The following is a 22,103-nucleotide window of genomic DNA, read 5'->3' as shown; positions in this document are numbered from 1 at the left end:
ATTTTAGTAATAGTTTTTAAGATGGCCAATTTAGTGATAATTTAAATTATGCATAGTTTTTTGAAAGCTGACTATATAGTTAGCTTTGTAAATGAATTATAAGAAATAACAGGGAAAGAGTTATATTGCAGTTAAATAAACTATTATAAATGTATTTATCTAAATTTTTTAGAGAAAAATCGATTAAGAGAAATTTTTTAATGTCGATCTATAAAGCTGTTCGTATTTTATCGAACAGCTGTGTTTATATTTGGTCCAAATTAGTCAATCAAGGATGGTTTTATGAATACTATAATTGTGAAAGTTAATAATAAAGTTGAGACAATCGCTGAGCATACAGTGGTCTTAAAAAATGAAACGCCTACAGTGATTAAAGCTGTTAATAGAACTAATTACGAGCTGCTTGATACTACCGTTAATCGTGCACCAAATAATGTTGTTACTAAAAGAGTAGACAACAACCTTCATATTTCTTTTGAAAATGATGGACAGGGCCCAGACCTTATTATTGAGGGATTTTATGATAGTGCGGATAGTGCATTAATAGGTATTGCTGAAGACGGTAACTATTACTACTATCTTCCTGATACAGGCGAAGTGACAGACTATGTCACTGAATTACGAATAGGTGAAGCACAAAGTCAATTATTAGGTGGAGATTCACAAATAAGTCCTTGGTGGGTTGGGGCCACAGAAGCTGAAGGTTTTGCAGCGTTACCATGGTTGCTGGGTTTAGCAGGTGTTGGTATTGCAGGCGCAGCATTGTCTGGCGGTGGTGACAGCGATAATAGTAGCAGTTCGGATAATACGGCACCTGCTGCACCAACGATTGACACCCCAATTGCTGGAGATAACGCAGTTAATGGTGATGAAGCGGAAGCAGGGTTTGCTATCACAGGTACTGGTGAGCCTGGCGCCACCATTACCTTAACGAATGGCAGCAGTAATGTTATTGGTACCAGCATTGTAAATTCTGACGGCACTTGGAGTGTGGCCGTTAATGAAGCGGCTATCGCTGCCATGGGTGAAGGGCCTGAAACCATCACTGCAACGGCCACGGATCTTTCAAACAATGTCAGTACACCGACGACTGCAGACATCACCGTGGATACCATGGTGCCTGCTGCACCAACTGTTACCGTGAATGCAGACGGTACGGAGATCACGGGTACTGGTGAACCTGGTGCCACTGTTGAGATTGATACTAATGGTGACGGTATTCCTGAGTACACCGCGACCGTAGATGAAAATGGTGACTACACTGTCGATACAAGTGGTGACCCACTCATTGATGGCGAAACGGTGACTGCTACAGCGACCGATCCTGCTGGTAACACAAGTGAACCTAGCTCAACCGCTGCGCCTGGTGACGATACGGCACCTGCTGCACCAACGATTGACACCCCAATTGCTGGAGATAACGCAGTTAATGGTGATGAAGCGGAAGCAGGGTTTGCTATCACAGGTACTGGTGAGCCTGGCGCCACCATTACCTTAACGAATGGCAGCAGTAATGTTATTGGTACCAGCATTGTAAATTCTGACGGCACTTGGAGTGTGGCCGTTAATGAAGCGGCTATCGCTGCCATGGGTGAAGGGCCTGAAACCATCACTGCAACGGCCACGGATCTTTCAAACAATGTCAGTACACCGACGACTGCAGACATCACCGTGGATACCATGGTGCCTGCTGCACCAACTGTTACCGTGAATGCAGACGGTACGGAGATCACGGGTACTGGTGAACCTGGTGCCACTGTTGAGATTGATACTAATGGTGACGGTATTCCTGAGTACACCGCGACCGTAGATGAAAATGGTGACTACACTGTCGATACAAGTGGCGACCCACTCATTAATGGCGAAACGGTGACTGCTACAGTGACCGATCCTGCTGGTAACACAAGTGAACCTAGCTTAACCGCTGCGCCTGGTGACGATACGGCACCTGCTGCACCAACGATTGACACCCCAATTGCTGGAGATAACGCAGTTAATGGTGATGAAGCGGAAGCAGGGTTTGCTATCACAGGTACTGGTGAGCCTGGCGCCACCATTACCTTAACGAATGGCAGCAGTAATGTTATTGGTACCAGCATTGTAAATTCTGACGGCACTTGGAGTGTGGCCGTTAATGAAGCGGCTATCGCTGCCATGGGTGAAGGGCCTGAAACCATCACTGCAACGGCCACGGATCTTTCAAACAATGTCAGTACACCGACGACTGCAGACATCACCGTGGATACCATGGTGCCTGCTGCACCAACTGTTACCGTGAATGCAGACGGTACGGAGATCACGGGTACTGGTGAACCTGGTGCCACTGTTGAGATTGATACTAATGGTGACGGTATTCCTGAGTACACCGCGACCGTAGATGAAAATGGTGACTACACTGTCGATACAAGTGGCGACCCACTCATTAATGGCGAAACGGTGACTGCTACAGTGACCGATCCTGCTGGTAACACAAGTGAACCTAGCTTAACCGCTGCGCCTGGTGATGAAACGGCACCTGCTGCACCAATGATTGACACCCCAATTGCTGGAGATAACGCAGTTAATGGTGATGAAGCGGAAGCAGGGTTTGCTATCACAGGTACTGGTGAGCCTGGCGCCACCATTACCTTAACGAATGGCAGCAGTAATGTTATTGGTACCAGCATTGTAAATTCTGACGGCACTTGGAGTGTGGCCGTTAATGAAGCGGCTATCGCTGCCATGGGTGAAGGGCCTGAAACCATCACTGCAACGGCCACGGATCTTTCAAACAATGTCAGTACACCGACGACTGCAGAAATCATCGTAGATACCATGGTGCCTGGTGGTGAAGAAGGTGCCGCTATCGTAGCGCCAGTTGTGGTCATTGACGACGAAGCGGATGATGGCGTCAACGCAGAAGAGTTTGCAGATGGCGTTCAAACCCAAGTCACGTTGCCAACGGGCACGGTTGCTGGTGACATGATTACCTTAACCGTCACTCCAGAGGGTGGCACGGCCATCGCTGTTGAGTATGCAGTGACCGAACTTGACGTTACTACTGGTAGCGCTGACGTCACCATTGCAAATGATGCGGATAACGGCATCACGGCAGAGGGCAATTACAGTGTGACCGCCACGGTAACGGATGAAGCAGGTAATGTTAGCGCCCCAAGTGCGGCGGTGGACTTTCATCTAAACCCAACCTTTATCGCTCGCGATGACTTAGATGACCTTGATCTGGGAGCGTTGCAAGTTACGTACTATGATCCGATCAGTGAATCTGACTTAGATGTTCTGGGGGTTGCTGAAGGTACCGGTGGCGCCGATAGCAGTCTTGGCTTTACCGTGAGTGCAGGTACAAATGGTACAGTCAGTATCGAAGTTAGTCAGACGGCATTAGTGACAGTAGCAGACGCAATTAATGTAGAGGTTTATAATAGTAACAATGAGCTTGTTTACGTTGGCACTACTGGTAGTGAACCATTGGTAGGTAATGTTATCGGAATCGAGTTATTGGGATTAACTGGCAATGATACATTGACTGCGACAGTTTCTGGTTTAGAACCAGATAACTATACTATTGTGGTGCGAAATGATGAAAGTGCCTTAGGAGCCTTAGTCAATGGTCTTACCTTGGCCGAGTTAGGTGAAGCAGGAGTTGTACTGGGTCCTGATAATCAAGAAGTTGTTTTTACCACAATTAATAATGCATTAGGTCCAGTTTTAGGGGGCACTGTTAATGGTCTTCTCAATATTGCATTAACTACGGCTGGGGATGAAGGTTTAGGTCTCGATGCTGTAGTGGATATACTGGAAGATAATGTATTAGGATTAGGTGTTTTAGATCCATTATTTAATGACATTACTGCTGTGCTTCTTAGCAATACCCTAACCTTATTCGAAACCACAGATATTACAGCGACAGTGACTGAGTTTGATTATGCTGATGATACTGTCATTACTGGTAATGTGATCGATCCTGATGCATCGAGCTCAGGTGAGTCAGGTGAAGATACGGTAACGGTGGATACAGTACTGACTGATATTGATAGCAATAATACTCAGTCACAACCTACCTCTGACGTCGTCAACGGTATAACGGTGTTCACGATACAAGGTCAGTATGGTATTTTAGTTATTAATGAAAATGGTGATTACACGTATACAGCGAATGGTGATTTTGCGTCATCAGGTCAATCAGAGACATTCATCTATACAGTTTCTGATGGGGTGATTAGTGATACAGCAGAGCTGGTAATCAATCTTGACGCGGTTGTTGATACGACGCCACCAGATGCCCCAACGATTAATGAGCCTATTGCTGGCGATAATATCGTTAATGGTACCGAAGCAGCGGCAAGTTTTGCTGTGACAGGTACAGGGGTTTCAGGTGACACAATTACATTGACTGATGGTTCAAACAATGTTTTAGGTACGGCTATTGTCAATGCAGCTGGTGATTGGAGTATCAACGTCGATGAGGCAGAAGTAACGGCAATGGGCGAAGGAGCTGAGCAATTGAGCGCTACTGCAACAGATCCTGCCGGAAATACGAGCGTCGCCGCGACTGCTACTATCACTGTTGATACGACTGCACCGATAGCATTTGATAATGAAGTGACATTGGATATAGGTTTTGAATCATCTACCACTAATGTACCGTTAAAGAGTGCTAGTGTAGGAGGGCTTCTTAACCTTGGTTTGCTCGCAGATACAATTAACGTGGGCTTACTGAGCGGTAGTAATGTACTGTCTTTCAACGTAGCTGAAAACACTACTCAGCAGGTGACAGTTGACGGTAGTGGAGATGCTCTTGCAAATCTAAGTGTCATTGGAGATCCAAATTTTGACCTTATAGTGTATAAAGACAATGGAGATGGTTTTGCTACAGAAGTCCAAACGGTAGAAAATTGGTTGGTTTACCAGCCAGGCGAGTTGTTACCGATTCCTCAAAGACCTACATGGAGTGCAAACGATTTAGCATTATCAGAGTTTGAAGGTGGTGATATTTATTACGTTACTCTTGGTAACAATGGTGGCCTTTTAGATGTTTCGTTGTTAAGTAGTCTTACTATTCGTACCACTTTAGATGAGATCACCAGTTATAACCCACCTGCAACAGTGATTGCATCGACAGCTGGCAACGTTATTACCGACATAGGTGCTGATGGTACAGATGTTATTACCTCTGGTACCGTTGTCTCATCAGTGAATGGCTTGTCTATCGAGGTTGATGGCAGGGATATTAATGGTATATATGGCACACTAACTATTAATCCAGACGGTAGCTATAATTATGTTGCTAACGAGTCATTCACAGGTGCTTATGGCGATGTTGATCGCTTTGAGTATACGATCACAGCAGACAATGGTGAGTCTTCTACTGCAAGTCTCGATATTACGCTCGATTATAATACTAATAGTGGGACGTTTGCTGCACGTAGCATATCATTAGATGAAAGCTTCACACTTGCCATTGATGACGCTATTGAGATTCCTGACACCTCGTTAATCACCTCAACCGAAGGGCTCGATATCTTAAGCTTTGAGGGCGCAGATCAAGTCATTAGTTTAGCTGACATGATGCAGCCTGATATCATTGATATTGATGGCATCGGGGCTAATACTTTAAATGTGGCAGTTAGCGATGTTGAGTCTGCTATCTATATCAGAGGTGATAGCGATGATACGGTCGATCTAAAAGGCGATAGTTGGTCCAATGTTGAGCAGACTGCCTCAGGTGGTGAAGTATATAATGTCTGGCAATCAGCGGACGATGTATCGACACAGATTTTTATCGATAACAACGTAAACATTATCTAGTAGTCTCTAATCACATTTATATAAAAGCGCTTCCATCAATGGAGGCGCTTTTTTTAAAAATATAAATTGAGCTAAGTACAAAAATAGAATGCTTTAACTTTTGTATATAGAACAGTAGTGAGCGCTAGTTCATGCTTATATAATATATGAGTTGTTGCCTTACCAACTTAGGTTTAGTAAGGTTTAACACAGAAGTATTGAATACATATTTGAGAGCGCATCAACAAGGACGATTACTAAAACAATATGAAAAATTCGTCAAATCGTAAGCAGTTACTTCGTAGTATTTCAGTGCGCCATTTTATGACCGCTTTGGCGACTGGTATATGTTTTACAGTGACTTCACACGCAGCAGTAGCAGACTTCCAAATCAATAGCCTAGTGGCGCAGGCAATTCAAACGCATCCTTTAGTAGGGTCGGCTCGAGCGAGTCAACAAGCAACAACCGAGGGAATTAATGCGGCCAAATTAAACCTTTTACCAACGCCAAGTGTAAGCTCAGGTTACGATAGAGACAATGACTTTGTCTCAGAGGTGATTATTCGCCAGCCTCTATGGACAGGGGGTAAGCTCACCGCAGATGTCAATCAAGCCATATTTGATGACAAGGCTGCTGTAGAGTATATCTATGAGCAGCAAAACCTAGTAGCCAAGACAACGATTGATGCTTGGCAGAGCTATATCCAAGCCGTCGCTACGCAAAGCGTCCATGTAGAGAATTTAAAAGAGCTGAATGATTTTGAAGCTATGATGCAGCGTCGCGTTGGCCAAGGTGTGTCAGCTCGTATTGAGCTTGATCTGGTGACTAACCGTATCCTACAGGAGCAAACATCTTATCAAGCGGCAGTTGAGCAGCAACGTATCGCCGCTGCTAGGCTAGAACAAATCATTGGTCAGCCACTGTCTCAGATGAGTGTCACGAGCATACCGAATCTTAAGGTATTGGTAAATCAAGCCAAACAGCAATCCGTTGACTTTGAAAGAATGGCATTTGATAGAGCTGGCTTTTACAATCCTACCGTCGTCAAAGAACACTTCCAGATTGAGTCCGCTAAGCAAGGTGTCGAAGCACAGCAAGCGGCTCGTTATCCAATCATCTATGCCCAATATGAGCATGCTTACTATCATGAGGATAACGAAAACGATGGTAAGTTCTCAGTGGGATTGAGCTATGCACCAGGTGCTGGATTTTCCAATTTTGCGCTAGCACGAGCCTCACAGGCAGAGGTCAATAGCCTAGTACAAAACCAAGAAGCCGCACGCCGTAATGTCATCGAAAATATTCAAGTACAGTATCAGCAGTTTGTCAGTGCCAAAGACAGAGAAACCTCGTTGGTTGCGGCTGTAGCAGGGGCACAGATTGTAGTCAGCTCTTACCGTCGGCAATTCATCGCAGGACGCAAGTCATGGCTTGAAGTCCTAAATGCTGTCCGTGAGCATAACGATTATCAAGTCCAACTGGTACAAACTCGTGCAGAAATGTTGGGTGCATTTTATAGACTACAAGTAGATTTTGGCATTATGCAGTGGCAGCAGTTTTCTCATAATCGTGACCCAGTGACTTTATTTAGCCCAGCCAACTCTGTCAAGCAATGGCTCAATAAGCAAGACAAAAACAACGCTAGTAGTCATTTCGGTTATGGAAACAATTCAGCAGAAGAATATATCGATATTAAGTTGCCCGCGACGGCAGAGCAAAGCTTGAACAATGGTGAGTATCTCATGTTAAATGATGATTACAGTATTACGCCGATAACTGATCAAGAGAATATGACAAATAATTAAATCAAAAAGTCATATAAACAGGCGTAAATTATCCTACATACGCAACCATCTAAAATATTAAATAAGCGATTAATATGAGTGCACAATTACAAAAGACACCGCCTCAGTCTATTGACCATCATGAGCTGCAATACTCAGAGCAGGTCGATCTGACCGAAACGTTGACTGATGCGATTAAGCATTTACTCGGACAGCAAGGCTATCCAGTAGATAATATACGGCTCCATGATGTCGTCAAACGTCATAGTGAGCAGTCGGATAGGCAAGGTCAAAGCATTCATGAATTAGGCGGTGTCATTGCAGTATTACAAGGCATTGGAATAACAGATACACCAGAAATATTAGAGCAGCCTGATGCCGCTTTTTTGCCCTTACTAGCGTATCGAACGGATTTAGGTTGGGGCGTGATTGACAGCCAAACGCCGCAAAAAAGCTGGAACTTTAGACAAGCGAACCAGCAGGTACATACGCGTGCCGAAGAATTGACTTTGGTCATGCGTATTCGTCTAAAAGAAGATCATATTAAGCAGCGAAAGGCCTCATTTTCTGATCTGTTAAAGTCTGATTTGGGTAATTATAAAGGCATTTTAGCTGAAGCCGTAATTGCTACTTTTCTAATTAATATGTTGGCATTAGCCGTTTCTCTGTTTTCTATGCAGGTTTATGACCGTGTCATACCAACGCGTAGTGAATACACGCTGATCATTTTAGCCAGTGGCGTCTTCTTAGTGATCATGTTTGAAGCGTTTATGAAGTTTTCTCGCTCAAGAATCATGGATAAGGTCGTTGTCGGTCTAGACCAGTACCTATCTCGAGAAGTATTCCAACGTCTACTCAAAGTACGTATCGACCAAATGCCGGGGTCAGTTGGCTCTATGGCAGCACAGCTACGTGGTTATGAGCAAGTACGTAGCTTTTTTACGGCGAGCACGCTTTTTGGTTTAGTCGATTTGCCCATGACCATTATTTTTATCAGCTTAATAGCTTTTATTGGCTCGCCATTAGTCGCTGTTGTACCAGTAATAGCGGCGGTCATCGCAATTACGATGGGACTGATTGCACGCAAACGCATCGATGCTATTGCATCAGAGGGCGCGACTGCTTCTTATTATAAGACAGGTCTGTTAGTAGAAGCTGTGGAAGGCGTCGAGACAATAAAAGCCGGAGCAGGCAGCTGGAAGTTTCTCTCGCGTTGGCTAGATGTGATGGATGTCACCATCAAAAACGATTTAGATATGAAGCATGCTAATGACAACTTAACGTATTTTACGCAGATGCTACAGCAAGTAAGCTACGTTGGTATCGTGATAGTCGGGTCGTTTGTCGTCATGCAAGGTGACATGACAATGGGCGGACTGATTGCCTGCTCGATACTTGGTGGTAGAGTATTGGCGCCTGTTATGGCAATACCCAACCTACTAGTGCAGTACGCTCATGCCAAAGCCGCCAAAATGAATATTGAGAGTCTGTTTGCACTAGAGCAAGACAACCAAGGCATTGCATATCCATTATCGCCTACACATATAAAAGGCGCATATCAGTGCGATGGATTGTCGTTCAATTACCAAGGCAACGATCGACCAGCCATTACGGTTCCGCAACTATCGATTAAACCAGGAGAGCGCATAGCGATACTTGGGCCTATTGGTTCAGGTAAATCTACCTTGCTTAAGGTGCTAGCAGGACTGTATGCACCCACGGAAGGACGCGTTTTGTTAGACGGACTTGATATACATCAAATCAGTCGTGAGACACTTAGTGAACGCTTGGGTTATTTGCAGCAAGATCATCGACTGTTTCAAGGAACCCTGCGTGAGAACCTATTAATCGGTATGGCAGCGCCCAATGATGATGTCCTTCAAGAGAATTTAAATAGGACAGGGCTAATCAACTTAGTATCCAGTCACTCAAGTGGTCTTGACCTACCGATCAGTGAAGGCGGTAAAGGCCTATCGGGGGGACAAAAGCAACTGGTGGCATTTACCCGTTTATTATTGACCAAACCTGATGTGTTCTTGCTAGATGAGCCAACGGCTTCCATGGATAATCGACAAGAGCAGCGCTGCCTACAAGTGTTACGTCAGGAGTTAACGAAAGGGCAAACGTTTATTGTTTCGACCCACAAGACAGCATTGCTAGACTTGGTAGATCGTCTGATCATTATGGATAACCAACGTATTATTATCGATGGTCCAAAACAAGCTGTACTTGATGAGCTCAGAAAAAACGATCAAGCAAAAAATAAAACCACCGTGCAGCAAAAAGATAGAATCGCTGACAAAGCCAACCAAAAGTCAAAAGAAGGTGCCGACGAAAATAAGCCTGCTACCTCTAGAGTAAGAAACATCAGCGTAAAACCCATCAGTGCTAAACATTCAACAGACGATCAAGGGAAGTAGGCATGTCAGAGTATAAGTACACACCCACCAAGCCCCAAGTTAATCGTTCAAGGTTGAGTGTTTGGATAGCATTAATCGGGATTGTCACTCTAATTGTCTGGGCCTCATTTGCCAAGATTGACCAAGTGACCCGTGCGCAAGCAACGGTAATCGCCAGTGCTCGAACGCAAGAAATCCAAGCGTCAGAAGGCGGCGTATTGACTCAGCTGGCTGTCACAGAAGGTGAAGAAGTTAAGGCAGGTCAGTTATTGGTAGTGTTGGAAGAAGAGCGTGCTAAAGCGGCTGTTGATAATTCCGCTTCTAAAACAGCTGCGCTAACTGCTAAGCTAGCAAGACTAAATGCTGAAATTTTTGAAAAACCGTTGGTATTTCCTAAAGGGGTACAGGACTATCCTGAGTACGTACAAAACCAAAGGGCACTATACAATAGACGTCGTCAAGCTATCAATGAAGAAGTCTCTTCCCTTGAAAAAATGCTAGTGCTGGCACGTCAAGAATTGCGCATGAATGAGCCTTTATTAAAATATGGCGATGTGAGCCAAGCTGATGTCATCAAGCTCAGTCGTCAAGTTGCTGATATCGAAGCGCAGATTAATAACAAGCGCAATAAGTACTTTGAAGAAGCGCAGGCTGAAATGACAAAGGCTCAAGAAGAGTTAGATACAGAGCTTGAGCAATTACGAGATCGGGCACAAGTGCTTGAAGAGAAACGTTTGATGGCGCCCACAGAAGGTAAAATTAAAAATATCAATGTGACCACTATTGGCGGTGTTGTTAAGCCCGGCGAGGTTATCATGCAGATTCTACCGACCAGTAGTGACTTGGTTATAGATGCCAAGGTCAGTCCCGCTGATATTGCTTATGTCAAAGAAGGTCAAGAAGCGACGGTTAAGCTCGATGCTTATGATTACTCTATCTTTGGAGCCATGAAAGGTACAGTCAACTATATCAGTCCAGACACGCTAATGGAGCAAACACCTAAAGGCGAAGAGCCTTACTACCGTGTATTAATTGTGATTAATGGTGCTGAATTTAAAGGGCGCGGTGATGAGATTGTCATTAAACCTGGTATGACAGCTTCTGTCGATATCAAAGCGATGGAACGTACGGTATTGTCTTATCTAACTAAGCCAATTACCAAAACCTTATCAGAAGGTTTGGGTGAACGCTAACAGCTTAATATTGAGTATTTATCAATGAGATTGAAAAACCCCAGTTAATAGCTGGGGTTTTTTTTATGTAGAGGTATTTAGTCTAATTGGATCACCAACCATAAGGCTTCTAATATCAATTAGAATTTTCAGGAAGCCTTTGGCTAGTCGTCTCTTTTCTTAACTGTTGTTGCTCATCAATTTTCTGCTGGTTACGCTTTTTGACTTCGTTGATAGCTGCACTCAATTGATCGTTTATCGCTTCCACTTCAGATTTTGCTGAAAGATAGTCTTTATCTATTTTGACGTTACTTTTTTTAGCAGGGACGTCTATATCCAGCAAGCTTGCATTGTTCTTAATTTCTTCTAATTTATCATCAGTACTCGCAACTATAGACTGAGTATTGCTATCTGTTTGAGCATTTAGCGCTTTTTCCTCTTGTGGAGGAGTTTTGTTTGCTTGAGATGTTTCTTTCGATGTAGAAGCTGGTTTTTTGGGTTTATCATCGACGTTATTGGCAGCTGAAGAATGAGGCGCTTTTCTGCTTTCCACGTTGGCTGTTTGCTCATCACTACTTGTTAGCTGAGATGCTTCAGGCTCATTACCAATCTCAGATTTTTTATTGACCGTGTCTTCTACATTGTCGTTAGTGTCATTAGATGTCTTAGTGCTGGTAACAGTAGTGGTATAGACCTTTTCAGGTAGATCTACATTGTTGATAGCAGCAGGTTCAGTCGTGTTTGTTTGGCTATCAGCTACTTCTACTGAATCCGTCTGATGAGTGTTCAGATAGAAAATAAAGAAAACCCCAACATGTACTAATATTGCAAGACACAACGCCCAAAACCATTTTTCGCGGAACTTCATCATTATATGGCTTTACCTTTATCATATTAGTACACGTGCGACACACCTTGAGGTTATCAAATAATTGGGATTGTTGGTAGAGAGAATGGGCTAAGCCTGTTCAATATTATCTTTAATTTCAGATTCTTTATTTCCAGAGTCGTTGTTCTCAAAATCATTGGTTTCAAAGTCACTGCTTTCAAAGTCAGCTAGCATCTCTGTGATAAGTTGATCCTTTTGATGCCATATTTGCTCTACCCATTCAAACATCTGTGCTTTTATAGCCTCATCTGTTTCATAGCCGCCGTTTTTAATCGCAGTGAACAGATCTTCAGGTATCTCAATATGTCGCACATCGACGCCTAGACGTTTGATATTACCTTTCCATAGATCACTATAAGTGGGTACACCGTCAGGGTAGACAATCGTCATGTCCAAAATCCCATCGATCTCTTCCCCTAAGGCACTCATAGCCAGTGATAACCCGCCAGCGCGTGGCTTAAGTAAATGCGTATAAGGGGATTCTTGTTTATCGTGTTTGCTAGAGGTAAAGCGAGTCCCTTCTAGGTAGTTCAATAGTGTAAAAGGCTTGTCCTTAAGCAATGCACACGCTCGTTTCGCTTCTTCGATATCCTTACCCTTTAGAGCAGGGTTTTTAGCGATGGCTTCTTTTGAATGTCGACGCATCATAGGAAAGTCGAGAAAGTAGAAAGCCTGACCAATGACAGGGATGTATATGAGCTCAAACTTGGTAAAAAAACGCGTCAATGGCAAACGTTTTTCGCTGATATATTGCACGATACTGGTATCAACCCATGACTGATGATTGCTCACCAGTAGATACTTACCGTTAGTATGCACATCATCAGGTAAGTTAATACGCCAGTCTTTGCGCGGTAATACGTTATCGATCAATGCATTGTTGCTATTGATCCAATAATTCGTCACATCGATAACGGCTTTGTCAGCGATGGCAGCACCGGTGATAGCCTTGGTAGCACCCATTACCCAGACAGGTAGCCCAGCTAACATACTATTAAAAGTGATAACGCTGGTTGCTGTCGTCAGTGAGGCAGCTTTGCCCAGTTTTGGAGCGCGTTCATGTAATTTTTGAACGATTGATTTCAATCGCATATCGAATCCTTTTACTCATACCTATGATGAGATATTGATAATGTTGCTGCATGATTTTAGCAGAAATCAATCTCAGTGTACGAGTGTTAACAACAAATAATAAACAGCATTGATAAAACAGAACGTACAATCGTATCAAGATTTACCCAAGGTAAAATATCATCCAGACTATAAAAGCAGTCTGTTTTATTTATAAAAATAAACCGATGAAAAAGGAATATAGATTACTCAAAAGGGAAAGTGTTTATGATGATATTTCGAGCTCAAATATAGCCCTTATATGCTGGCTAGTCTATGAGTTTCGTCTAGAACCTCTTTTTATAGATTCACAGTGCTACTCACACATGAGTACTGAGCAAATAATAATGAAGTTAACTATGAAGCGACTGCGTTTGATAGCAGTTAAGTTATCAATAAACAAAAAAAGGGCGTATCAAGAATTATCTCAATACGCCCTCTATAATTTAACCCGTTAGATATTGATCAGCTAAATAATCGAGTGGATCAACACTCTATATTTACTATATCAATTAGCCGTGCATACCACGGATAGGGTAGTTGTTTTCTGGATTTCTAACAAAAGCCAAACCGTTTGCCAAGGCTTCAAGATCTGGTCTAGAGAACGGTGCATTTGAAATATCAACGATATGTACTTTTCCTTCAGCATTGATAACGAACACAGCAGGCTCAGCGAAAGGATGGTCAGTTTCTTTTTCTGAACGTGGGTCAGAGATATATAGACCTAGCGTGTTCATCTGCTCGATAGTCAGACCATAAGCCATAGGGAAGCTAACATCTATTTGATCTAGATGACCTTCTAACTGCTCTTTGCTGTCTGCAGATACTGCGATGATATCGACACCGACGTCATAGAAAGATTGTTTTACTGTCTCTAAGGTATTTAAGTATTTTGTGCAAATTGGGCAATGCTTACCGCGGTATACAACGACCAGTTTCCAGTCATGACCGTTTTCGGGTTTGCCTAATGAAGTCATTTCACCGTTTAATACTTGTACTTCCATTTCAGGAAACGTAGTACCGGCTTGAATTTTTTGAGCATAATTTGTTGACATAGTTCTTATCCTTTTTAATAGTATTTTTATGGTTAGTTAGTATTTAACAGCCTTACAGTAGCAGTCTTAAGTACAAAAGTATTGAATGTTTACAGTAGTCCCAAGTAGTAACAGGAAAAGTTAACATTACCTTTAAAATCGATTAATAAGACTACTTAGGTAAGCTAGGGCGTGTCCTCATTTTAAAAATGGTGATAAAAATGAGATAAATTGCAATCAAACAAGAAAAATAGCGCAGATAATATCGAGATATTAGTCAGCTATTTGACGCCGTTTGGCAAGATTTAGCCATTTTTAACCCATTTAGATGACTATCGATTGAATTGAGGACACGCCCTAGTAAGTCATAGACAAAGCGTCTATTTTTTTGCTTCTTCAGTTGTCTGAGCGTCTAATTTATCTTGAGTTTTTAGCTCAAAATCTGAGGCGTCATGACGCTCGTGTAATTGCTCAGCAGGTTCACCCCAAGTACGGTTTACCTTGCGACCACGTTGCACAGCAGGACGCTCTAAAATCTCAGTTGCCCAGCGACGTACATTTGGATAGCTCTCAACTTGTAGGAACTCTCCTGCATTGTATGCTTCACCTAGTATTAGATTGCCATACCAAGGCCAAGTGGCGATATCTGCAATCGTATACTCATCGCCACCTAGATAGCGATTTTCTGCAAGCTCTCGTTCTAGTACATCTAATTGACGTTTTACTTCCATCGTGAATCGATTGATAGGGTACTCAAATTTTTCTGGCGCATAGAAGTAAAAATGTCCAAAACCGCCGCCCAAGTAAGGGGCAGAGCCTTGTAACCAGAAGAGCCAATTCATGACTTCAGTACGTGCTGCTGCATCTTTAGGCAGTAGTTTTCCGAATTTTTCAGCCAGATAAAACAAAATAGCGCCACTCTCAAACACACGGCTACCAGTCTCTGTATCCAAAAGTACAGGAATTTTTGAGTTTGGATTTAGCTCAACGAAACCTGACGAGAATTGTCCACCTTCACCAATTTGAATCAGGTGCGCGTCGTACTCAGCTTCTGTCACACCTAACGCCAATAATTCTTCGACCATAATGGTGACTTTTTGGCCGTTAGGGGTGCCCATTGAGTAAATCTGCAACGGATGTTTGCCGCGAGGTAGTTCTGCTTCATGCGTTGGGCCAGCGATAGGGCGGTTGACGCTTGCCCACTTGCCGCCGCTTTCTGCATCCCATGTCCAGACGCTGGGTGGCTCATAATGATTAGAGTTTGACATAATGATGATACCTTTTTATATACTGTGCTCAGTAGGGGGTAATTGGTAAATCAGATCCAGTTTATTGTTTTTATTCTGGCATGTCTGCTAGTTGCTTTAAGATGCTTTTGTAATTTTCTACACCTTGTGCGCCGCTCACCAGATGACGACCATTAAAGATAACCGATGGTACGCTTTGAACACCTTGCTGCTTTGAATTCTGTACGGCTTCACGTACCACATTGGCAAAGCGTTGATCTGCGATAACGGCAAGCGCCTCAACACGATCGAGCCCAATATCTGCTGCGACGTCTGCCAGTACGGTACTATCAGCCACGTTTTTATTATCAACGAAATGCGCAACGAACAATGCTTGTTTTAGGTCGTGCATACGTCCTTTCTGATCAGCCCAATGCAGTAACTGATGCGCATTAAAAGTATTGTAGGTACGAAAATCATCGGTAAACTGAAAATTAAATCCAGCTTCTGCACCTGCTGCTGTCATTCTAGCTCGGTTCTCTTTAACGTCCTCAGCAGTTGTACCGTACTTTTCCATAATATGCTCACGATAGTTTCGTCCTTCGTGCGGCGTATTAGGATTTAACTCAAATGGGTGCCAGTGAATCTCGTGCGGCGTGTTGGTTTGTTTTAGTGCCTCGGCCAATTGGCTATAACCGATAGCGCACCAAGGGCATACAACGTCTGACACGATGTCTATTTGTAAGGGTTTTTTTGCCTGTTCCATAGGATCTCTCATTAGCGATAAATTAAAATGAAAAACTGCTGCCCGAAGATGTTTCGAACAACAGTATGAAAACATCAAATGGACTGTGTCAGCGTTAGCCGAGAAACGTATTAGTCAGCTTTATGCCATTCAAATTTCTGAAATGGCTTGTCGACTGGGGTATTAGCTAGGTGGTTCGTGTAGTTGCTCATGACTTTTTGAGCAGCACCAAGAATAACTTCAAGAATCTGACGCTTAGTGTAGCCAGCATCTAAAAATGCTTGAACCGCGCTGTCATCAACGTTACCACGATTACGGACTACAGATAGTGTGAAGGTACGCAATGCTTCCAATTTTTCAGTTGGTAGTGGCGTTTCATCACGTAATGCATCAGTAATAGCGTCATCTACTTTCATGCTCTTAGCAATACCAGTATGCGCAGGTACACAGTAATGGCAAGCATGCTCAACGTTGATAGTTTGCCATACCACAGTGGTTTCTTCATCATCAAAACTGCTGTCTAAAAACAGTTGATGTAGCTTTTGATAGCCCTCTAGCAAGCCAGGCGCTTCAGCCATTACAGCATGTAGGTTAGGTACCATGCCAAATGCTTTGATTGAAGAATCAAGTAAGTCTTTGCTTTCTGCTGGGGCTGTGTCTTTATCGTGTAGAGTAAATTCGGTCATAACATAATTCCTAATAATAGGTTTGAGGTTTAGTGTGTTTTAGAGTTTTCATGCTCGCTTCAAAGCAGTCACTGATTTACATTTAATTATTGGCTTGAGTAGTTACTCAAAATTAGCAACTTTGCTTAGTAAGCGAGTCAATAGAGACTACTATAAATGATATTGAGCAATCGCTCAATAATTATTTGAGTAATCGTTCAAGTAAATTGTAATGGATCAATTACATTCCTCTGCTTAATTTATATTATTCTATTAATATCAGTAGCTTAAGAAGGTAACACTGTGTAAGTAATAAGAGAAAATAACGGTAAAAAAGCGATTGTTAGCGTTAATAACATTATTTTCTCTAGTATTACGGACAAAGCTTATTAAAATGATTGAGTGAATCGAGATTAATGAACTTCAGTCATCTCATGTAGAACGAATGATTCAACCGCGCCTTCTGTTGCGGCGGAAAAGTCTTTTAGATGTTGGTTTTCCATATGGATTTGCCATAGCTCGCGGGTGGCCCAGCTTTCATGAAACATAAAGTGAGTGGGTTTCTCATTGTCTTGGAACAAATCATAACGAACACAGCCTTCTTCGCTGCGAGTAGCTGGTATGAGTTTTTCGAGCTCAGCTTTTACGAGAGCGATGCTATCGACTTTTGCTTTTATATGGGCGATGACGGTTAATGTAGTCATTTCTAATCCTTTAAATTGGTGTGATGGTTAGATGGGTTTTGAGGATGACTGTTGGTAAAAGAGTCTATATGCGAACAGAGTTATATCGACACTGTGTTTATTATATCAATATATAACATTACTTGAACGACCGTTCATTTGTGGTTATAGTGTATATCAGACAATAAAAATGTGCTTCAAATTTCGACGTCTATTTTTGTTATCTCATTACAGCTTTTATAGTCATTAGTATATAGTCGATTCAATTTAAAAGTAGTACAAGGTAACCGAACGTAGATGTATATTTAATACTTCAAGCGAGGTTAACGCAGTAATATTTTTATAGTGGAATGACTATAGTCACCAGATTTGATAGTCATTAGACGACTGTCTTCTAATAGGATAAAGTTATGCTTAAATTTTATTTTCATCAAACGCCAAACCCAATGAAAGTAGCATTGTTTCTTGAAGAAACTGGGCTGCCTTATGAACTTGTGGCAGTAGATACGTTAAAAGGTGAGCAGCATACACCTGAGTACCGCGCTATTAACCCAAACGGCAAAACGCCTGCGCTAGAAGATGATGGCAAACGCGTGTTTGATTCTACAGCTATCTTGATGTATCTTTCTGAAAAAACAGGAAAGCTGGCAGGACAACCAGAAGATCGTAGCGAGATGCTGTCGTGGCTAATGTTTGTGGCATCTGGATTGGGCCCTTTTTCTGGTCAGTCTGTTCACTTTAGACATAAAGCACCAGAAAAAATCCCATATGCAATTAATCGTTACCTTCGTGAAGCTGAGCGTCACTATGAAGTGCTAGATACGCACCTAGAAGGCCGTGAATATATGGTTGGTGATAGCTACTCAATCGCTGATATTTCTACTTGGGGCTGGATTGATAAGGCGACAGTTGTGCTAGGCGAAGGCGGCTTGGATAATTATCCAAATCTAAAGCGCTGGTTTGATAGCATTGATGCTCGTCCAGCGATACAGAAAGCCCGTGACATTCCTAAAGGTATTGATTTCAAAACTGAGTTTGATGACGTTGCTGCACGCGCGCTTTATCCGCAAAACTTTGATAAAAATAGTTAATCGAAGCAAAGAGACCTAATAAGTCTTATAATATAAAAAGTGATTAAAACCAGTAACTAAGGTTGATTCTACAAACTTTGCCTTAAAATAGATTTTAAGGCAAAGATATTAAGGTGAAAATTATGAGTGCTCCGATAAAGTTCAATCGTGAGGATGTGATCGAAAAAGCAAAAAATCTCTATTGGGAAAAAGGCTATCACGCGACATCAATGCGAAACTTGCAAGATGTGGTGAATATGCACCCAGGGAGTATTTATGCAGCTTTTGGTAGTAAAGATAAACTATTTACAGAGTCACTGAATCGCTATGCCGCAGATGGTGCTAAGAGATTGGCCGACTGTATTGAGCAAAAAGACACAGTGCTGGATGGCTTAAAACATTTTATCCATACGGTGATTGTCTGTAATAGCGCCACTGCGCCTAGTGGTATGTGCATGATCGTCAAGACAGTCGCTGAGCTTACTCAAAACGATAGTCCAGATTTGCTCGCACATGCAACAAATATATTGGAAGGTATAGAGGCGTCGTTTGCTGTGCTCTTTGGACAAGCCATTGATAGCGGTGAGATTAGCGCAGAAAAAGACCCAGTTGAGCTGGCGCGTTATTTCCAAATTCAAATTATAGGTCTCAGGACTTATGCGCAAGTCACTAATGACAATGATGCAGTAGAGAAGTATATCGATGATATTTTTAAAAATATCGTATAGCAGGGCTGGATAAAAAGCAGATTTTTTAGTTATGACAGCTCGCGCCTTTTTTCGTTGACCAATCGTTATAGTATTACTAAAAACCCTGATTGCTAGTACATTAGCAATCAGGGTTTTCTGTTATTTATTACTGTGCTTTCGGATTGTCATCGATGAACTTCAGTAGAAGCTCAGCCAACGTTTCACCTTGGTCTTCTTGCAGAAAATGACCGCCATTAACAATAGTCGTATGATTTTGGCCTGTGGTACCCGGAATTAGCTTTTGCATGATGCGATCGCCGCCACCAGTTACGGGGTCAGAATCACTAAACAATGTGATAAATGGCTTGCTCCATTTGCTTAGCACGACCCAAGCTGCACGATTGTCTTCTGAAGCAGGATCATTTGGTGTCGTGGGCACTAGGATAGGAAACTGCCTGGCGCCTTCTTTATAAGACTCATCAGGGAAGGGTGCATCGTAAGCATCCAGTACGGCTTGAGATAATGTCGTTGTGGTACCGCTTTTGATGGTGCCTGCTACATTAAATTGCGGCGTCTCCTGAGAGAACTTCTGCCACTTGCGAAAACCTTCGCCCGGATCATGATCTCCAGTCGGTAGCATTGTGTTGCCCGCTGCAACGCAATCGAATTTATCAGGATGTGCTGCTACTAAGCGTAGGCCGATTAAACCGCCCCAATCTTGACAAAACAGTGTGATATTTTTTAAATCTAATTGATCAAGTACCGATTGCATCCAATCGACATGGCGCTGATAAGTGTAGTCAGTACGAGATGCAGGTTTGTCTGAACGTCCAAACCCAGGAAGGTCTGGTGCGATAACGCGGTGTCCTGCTGCTGTTAGTATGGGAATGACTTTACGATACAGATAAGACCAAGAAGGCTCACCATGTAATAACAAGATAGGGTCGGCATCGCTTGGGCCTTCATCAAGGTAGTGTACTCGCAGCTCACCACCTTCTGTATCATCGACCATCAAATAGTTCGGTTCAAAATCGTAATCTTGCAAGTTAGCAAAATACGAATCAGGCGTCCTAAGTTTTTTCATATATCATCCTTGGGTTAGAAAAATAACAGTGCATTCTGGCACTGGTGTTAGACAATCTATTAAAGGTGGATCTCTGGGTGCTACTCGACTATCACTTGTAATTTTAGTGATAAGGCTATCTGCCTATAGTTTATTTTGATTAAACGTTCAAAATGAAAACTATACCCTACATGCATTCGTTGCTGCAAACATTAATAGTGGATGCGCCAGTAGCATCCACTATATATAGGATAAGTTTTGATATAGGATAGATTTTGAGTTTCATTTTATAAGGCTAAACTAATCGTGACGCCAGTAGACTTTTACCACGACATCGGTACGACTTAGCTCAAGTCGGTCTTTCAACAATGGGCGCAATGCTTTAGCAGTATTTGCTTCTAGTGCTCCCCAAACTTTATCAATCTGTAGAGGGTTGTCAGTCAAATAATTGCCCAATTTACTGTCAATTAGCGTGGCTAACTCTGCTCCTGAGTTTGGTTGATTGGTCACTATAGGCAATACGGTAAAATGATCATCCTTGCGGCTTTCAGTATCGCAATCATTATTAGTGTCACTGTCAGTATTGCTGTTGTCATTACCAATGTTATCAATGCCACTGCGCATTTTTACAGTATCAAAATAGCTTTGATCGTCTGCATCTTGCGTCACACAAATGACCAATGGTGGCGTAGGATTGTTCCATAGCTCCAGCAGTCGTGCTGCCGTTGGCATCGAGGTCTCGTCGACAATCAGTACTGCCTGACCGTCTCGTAAGTGCTCTACCTTTTCTGGAAACTCTCGTTTTGTGACAACGGTTTCGCCTGCTTGTAGTGCTGCTGCCCAGTTGCCGCCCGGCGTATCCCCATGCAAAAAAACATCAACCCATGCTCGTATTCCATCATCAGCTTGCCATGCTTTTCTCAAAGTGTAATAGCAGTGAGGACGAGCAGGGCGTAAGTTCTCCTTCTCGCTACCATTAGTTTTATAGTCACTAGCTTTATTGCCATCAGTGCTGTCAGTAATCAATGCGTTGGTCATTGCATTGTGCTCTAAATCAAACAAGTACGCGTAACCCGCTTCGTTGGTAGGTACTGACGTCGAGCTTGTTGCGCCTTTAACATCGCTTAATTGAGCGGTATTATCTAATTGCGTATCACTATTTAATGACGGCATGCTCAATTCAAGACGCAGCATATTTTTGCTAACTCTATAACTGTCTTGCACCTCAAATACTTGCTTGGTCAGTTTGATTGTTTTTTTGCCTAGCTTTTTATCTGCTCTTTGTTTTAGCAAGATATATTGGCCTTGCAAATCATCGAGCTGGGAGATAGGTGCAGCAAAAGCGATAAAGAAAGTCTGGTTATAGAGTGAGCTGTTTTGAGCCCCAACCAGTTGATTCTCTGAGCCTTTTGGACGAGTCTGTATGGCAATACCTTCAGCATAGATATCAGTTATTTGCGCATCGACTAGATCCAATTCGGCGATAGATAATGAGGTAAATACACTCAAGAATCCAAGTAGTTCGTCGAGGTGCTCTTCATTAATATGAGCGACTACACTTGCTATTTCAGGATCGTTTAGAGGAGTGTATTGGCTGTTTTGGTTATCGGTGTTTTCTGTAGAAGCTAAAAGAAGGTTGGTCATATAAATACTCGCAATCAACAGAGCGTTGAAATTAAAGTGAATGAGTTTATAGTTAATGATAATTGTTTTTGTTATCATTTACGAGTAAAATCAATTTTTATTGTGGTTTGATCATCAAAAATTGGTCTATAACCGATGGCCGATA

Annotated in this window: 15 protein-coding genes; 6 read left to right on the top strand and 9 right to left on the bottom strand. The window is 42.5% G+C overall.

Features of this window, described 5'->3' with window-relative positions:
* The first annotated feature begins 282 nt into the window (after positions 1-282).
* The 4 genes from IEE84_RS07895 to IEE84_RS07880 all read left to right on the top strand — a co-directional run bounded on the left by IEE84_RS07895 (position 283) and on the right by IEE84_RS07880 (position 11,161).
* The gene (locus tag IEE84_RS07895) at positions 283-5,805 is read left to right on the top strand and encodes an Ig-like domain-containing protein (protein ID WP_191113768.1); all 5,523 of its coding nucleotides are present in this window, start codon (positions 283-285) and stop codon (positions 5,803-5,805) included.
* A 246-nt stretch (positions 5,806-6,051) separates the two neighbouring features.
* Positions 6,052-7,590, top strand: coding sequence for a TolC family protein (locus IEE84_RS07890; protein WP_224737688.1), 1,539 nt, complete (start codon positions 6,052-6,054; stop codon positions 7,588-7,590).
* A 74-nt stretch (positions 7,591-7,664) separates the two neighbouring features.
* The gene (locus IEE84_RS07885) at positions 7,665-9,989 is read left to right on the top strand and encodes a type I secretion system permease/ATPase (protein WP_191113767.1); all 2,325 of its coding nucleotides are present in this window, start codon (positions 7,665-7,667) and stop codon (positions 9,987-9,989) included.
* A 2-nt stretch (positions 9,990-9,991) separates the two neighbouring features.
* The gene (locus IEE84_RS07880) at positions 9,992-11,161 is read left to right on the top strand and encodes a beta-barrel domain-containing protein (protein WP_191113766.1); all 1,170 of its coding nucleotides are present in this window, start codon (positions 9,992-9,994) and stop codon (positions 11,159-11,161) included.
* 115 nt (positions 11,162-11,276) lie between these two features.
* Here the strand turns inward: IEE84_RS07880 and IEE84_RS07875 are convergent, their stop codons facing one another.
* From IEE84_RS07875 to IEE84_RS07845, 7 genes are all read right to left on the bottom strand, one after another.
* The gene (locus IEE84_RS07875) at positions 11,277-12,011 is read right to left on the bottom strand and encodes a hypothetical protein (protein ID WP_191113765.1); all 735 of its coding nucleotides are present in this window, start codon (positions 12,009-12,011) and stop codon (positions 11,277-11,279) included.
* Between the two features lie 87 nt (positions 12,012-12,098).
* A complete protein-coding gene (locus tag IEE84_RS07870; RefSeq protein WP_191113764.1) occupies positions 12,099-13,121 on the bottom strand; it encodes an acyltransferase in 1,023 nt (340 codons plus the stop codon).
* 530 nt (positions 13,122-13,651) lie between these two features.
* On the bottom strand, positions 13,652-14,194 hold the full coding sequence (locus tag IEE84_RS07865) for a peroxiredoxin-like family protein (RefSeq protein ID WP_191113763.1): 543 nt from the start codon (positions 14,192-14,194) through the stop codon (positions 13,652-13,654).
* A 359-nt stretch (positions 14,195-14,553) separates the two neighbouring features.
* Positions 14,554-15,441: a glutathione-dependent disulfide-bond oxidoreductase gene (yghU, locus tag IEE84_RS07860; RefSeq protein ID WP_191113762.1), complete on the bottom strand. Its 888-nt coding sequence runs from the start codon at positions 15,439-15,441 to the stop codon at positions 14,554-14,556.
* A gap of 70 nt (positions 15,442-15,511) precedes the next feature.
* Entirely contained in the window at positions 15,512-16,165 is a 654-nt protein-coding gene (locus tag IEE84_RS07855; RefSeq protein ID WP_191113761.1) for a DsbA family oxidoreductase, read from the bottom strand.
* Between the two features lie 110 nt (positions 16,166-16,275).
* Entirely contained in the window at positions 16,276-16,830 is a 555-nt protein-coding gene (locus tag IEE84_RS07850; RefSeq protein ID WP_191113760.1) for a carboxymuconolactone decarboxylase family protein, read from the bottom strand.
* Between the two features lie 392 nt (positions 16,831-17,222).
* Entirely contained in the window at positions 17,223-17,513 is a 291-nt protein-coding gene (locus IEE84_RS07845; RefSeq protein ID WP_191113759.1) for a putative quinol monooxygenase, read from the bottom strand.
* A 389-nt stretch (positions 17,514-17,902) separates the two neighbouring features.
* On the opposite strand from IEE84_RS07845, the gene IEE84_RS07840 reads away from it, so the two are divergent.
* Complete coding sequence (locus IEE84_RS07840) at positions 17,903-18,583, top strand: glutathione S-transferase family protein (protein WP_191113758.1); 681 nt, start codon at positions 17,903-17,905, stop codon at positions 18,581-18,583.
* Positions 18,584-18,705: 122 nt separating this feature from the next.
* Entirely contained in the window at positions 18,706-19,290 is a 585-nt protein-coding gene (locus tag IEE84_RS07835; RefSeq protein WP_101205246.1) for a TetR/AcrR family transcriptional regulator, read from the top strand.
* Between the two features lie 127 nt (positions 19,291-19,417).
* Here the strand turns inward: IEE84_RS07835 and IEE84_RS07830 are convergent, their stop codons facing one another.
* Both IEE84_RS07830 and IEE84_RS07825 read right to left on the bottom strand, forming a co-directional pair.
* On the bottom strand, positions 19,418-20,335 hold the full coding sequence (locus IEE84_RS07830) for a haloalkane dehalogenase (protein WP_191113757.1): 918 nt from the start codon (positions 20,333-20,335) through the stop codon (positions 19,418-19,420).
* Positions 20,336-20,614: 279 nt separating this feature from the next.
* Positions 20,615-21,958, bottom strand: coding sequence for an SIP domain-containing protein (locus tag IEE84_RS07825; RefSeq protein ID WP_191113756.1), 1,344 nt, complete (start codon positions 21,956-21,958; stop codon positions 20,615-20,617).
* Positions 21,959-22,103: the final 145 nt, after the last annotated feature.

The organism is Psychrobacter sp. 28M-43 (genome assembly GCF_014770435.1).
Classification (GTDB): domain Bacteria; phylum Pseudomonadota; class Gammaproteobacteria; order Pseudomonadales; family Moraxellaceae; genus Psychrobacter.
This window is presented reverse-complemented; position numbering and strand designations above follow the sequence as displayed.